The sequence below is a fragment of the Candidatus Thermoplasmatota archaeon genome (assembly GCA_030018475.1).
GTDB lineage: Archaea > Thermoplasmatota > JASEFT01 > JASEFT01 > JASEFT01 > JASEFT01.
This window is the reverse complement of record JASEFT010000064.1, coordinates 5,341-7,555: the sequence shown is the minus strand read 5'-3', so window position 1 is coordinate 7,555 and position 2,215 is coordinate 5,341. Positions and strand designations below refer to the sequence as shown.

Annotated in this window: 3 protein-coding genes; all 3 read right to left on the bottom strand. The window is 40.0% G+C overall.

The annotated features are described in order from the left end of the window. Positions 1 to 187: 187 nt before the first annotated feature. Genes QMD21_06980 through QMD21_06970 form a run of 3 tightly spaced genes read right to left on the bottom strand, consistent with a single transcriptional unit; the run spans position 188 to position 2,210 of the window. Positions 188 to 931, bottom strand: coding sequence for a thiamine pyrophosphate-dependent enzyme (locus QMD21_06980; GenBank protein MDI6856503.1), 744 nt, complete (start codon positions 929 to 931; stop codon positions 188 to 190). Next, positions 928 to 2,025: a 2-oxoacid:acceptor oxidoreductase subunit alpha gene (locus QMD21_06975; GenBank protein MDI6856502.1), complete on the bottom strand. Its 1,098-nt coding sequence runs from the start codon at positions 2,023 to 2,025 to the stop codon at positions 928 to 930. Before QMD21_06975 ends, QMD21_06980 begins: the two co-directional genes overlap by 4 nt. Then, positions 2,022 to 2,210, bottom strand: a complete 189-nt coding sequence (locus tag QMD21_06970) for a 4Fe-4S binding protein (protein MDI6856501.1) — start codon at positions 2,208 to 2,210, stop codon at positions 2,022 to 2,024. The genes QMD21_06975 and QMD21_06970 overlap by 4 nt, the downstream gene beginning before the upstream one ends. Positions 2,211 to 2,215 lie beyond the last annotated feature (5 nt).

Sequence of the window (2,215 nt, the reverse complement as noted above, 5' to 3'; positions counted from 1 at the left end):
CTTTCTTTCTTTTAGAAAAAGAAAGAAACTCTTCAGGGAAAGAAAGAAAAGGGAAAGAGAAAAAAAATCCCATGTTTTTCTTTTCCCGTGAAGGGCTTCTCTTTTTTCTAAAAAGAAAAGGGCTTCAGGGGAAGAGGGTAGAGGGAGAAACCGCAGGTGTCTCCTCTTAGAGAAAAAAGAAAATTGATTATGGAAGATTTACAAATTCTCCGACCAAAATTTTTCTATCGCCTTTAACAGAAGAATTCTCTTTGAACCACATTACCATTTCAGCAGCATCTTTAAAATTATTCATTCTCCCGTAATAAGTGGGGCATTGTGAAATTATTTCTATAAACGAGAAACCTTTTTTTTGCAAGCCTATTTCAATTGCTTTTATTAATTGCCTTACATGGTAAGTAGTCCACCTCGCCACATACGTGGCGCCAGCAGCAGCTACAAGTTTGCACAAGTCGAAAGGTCTTTCTAAATTGCCTTGAGGCGTTGTCGTAGTTAATGCTCTAACTGGTGTAGTAGGCGCTTGTTGCCCACCAGTCATTCCGTAAACAAAATTATTGATACACAGCACTAGCATTTCTATATTTCTACGAGCTGCATGAATTAAATGGTTGCCGCCTATTGCGGCGCAATCTCCATTACCTGTAAAAATTACAACTTTTAAGCTTGGATTGACTATTTTAGCGCCTGTAGCGAACGCAATAGCTCTGCCATGGGTTGTATGCAAAATATCTGACTTAAAATAGGGTGAAGGTATCCATGAAGAGCATCCTATACCGCTTGCAATTAAAATATTTTTCTGACTTACACCAACATTTTCTACTGCTCTAGCAAATGCATTCAATATTATTCCGTTACCGCAGCCTTGGCAGAAAGTTGTTGGCAAAGCGCGGAAATATTTTTTAATGTAATATGATTGCGGCTTCTCTTTCATCTTACCTCCTTTACAAATCTCAAAATTTCATTGCTTGTATGAAGTTTGCCGCCAAGTTTAGGAAGCAATAATAGTTTCCTTCCTACTATGCGCTCAACCTCTGGCTTGTAGCCTATCAGAGAGTGCTGCACTAATATTATTTTTTCTACTTTTTCACTTAATTCTGATAATCTTTTTTCTGGGCTCGGCCATAGAGTAATAGCCCTAAACAACCCCAGCCTAATGTTATTCTCTCTAGCTTTTTTCACAGCTTCTAAGCAAGCTCTTGCACTGCAGCCAAAAGAAACCAGTAAAATTTTTGCATCATCGGTATAGTTTTCTCCCCATTCTAAGATTTTCTCCTTGTTATTTTCAATTTTAGTTACGAAATGCTCTACCATCCTTTTCTGCACATCAGCGACACTCGCCCTTCGCATACCATCTTCTTGATGCGTAGAGCCTGTAACATGCACGAAACTGCCTGTTCCAAACTTTGGCATTGCTGCGTTAAGGCCGAAAAATTTAGTGCCTTTTTTTGTCTTCTTACGATTAATAATTTTTGGTTTTTCCGGAATTATAACTTTTTCTCGGATATGTCCAACAACAGCGTCACTCAGTAGAATTACAGGTGTTCTATACTCTTCAGCTAAATTAAAAGCCCTAATAGTTAAGTCGAGTGATTCTTGTGCTGAAAAAGGAGCAAGCACAATCAAATTATAATCTCCATGACTACCATAGCGCGCTTGCATAACATCGCCTTGCGCCATTCTCGTAGCCTGTCCTGTTGAAGGACCGCCGCGCTGGACATTTACTATTACAACAGGGGTTTCGGTCATTACTGCATAACCAATGTTTTCCTGCATTAAAGAGAAGCCAGGCCCGCTTGTGGCAGTCATTGCTTTTGCACCAGCCCATGAAGCACCAATGCATGCAGCAAGACTTGCAAGCTCATCCTCCATTTGAATGAATTTACCGCCAACTTGCGGTAGTCGCAAAGCCAATCTTTCTGCAATCTCAGTGCTAGGCGTTATAGGATAGCCTGCGAAGAATCTGCACTTTGCTAAAATAGCGCCTTCGGCACAAGCTTCGTTACCTGAAAGAAATCTCAGTTTCATTTCTCCACACTCACAGCGAACTCAGGGCAGTAAAGCTCGCAATTTCTACATTCAATACAATTTTCCGGCTTTGTGATTTTAGGAACGAAAGAACCATATTTATTAAGCTTCTCAGATCTAAGGATTATCTTCTTTGGGCAGAATGCAACACACAGCATGCAACCTTTACATAGCTCTTCGTTAATTACTA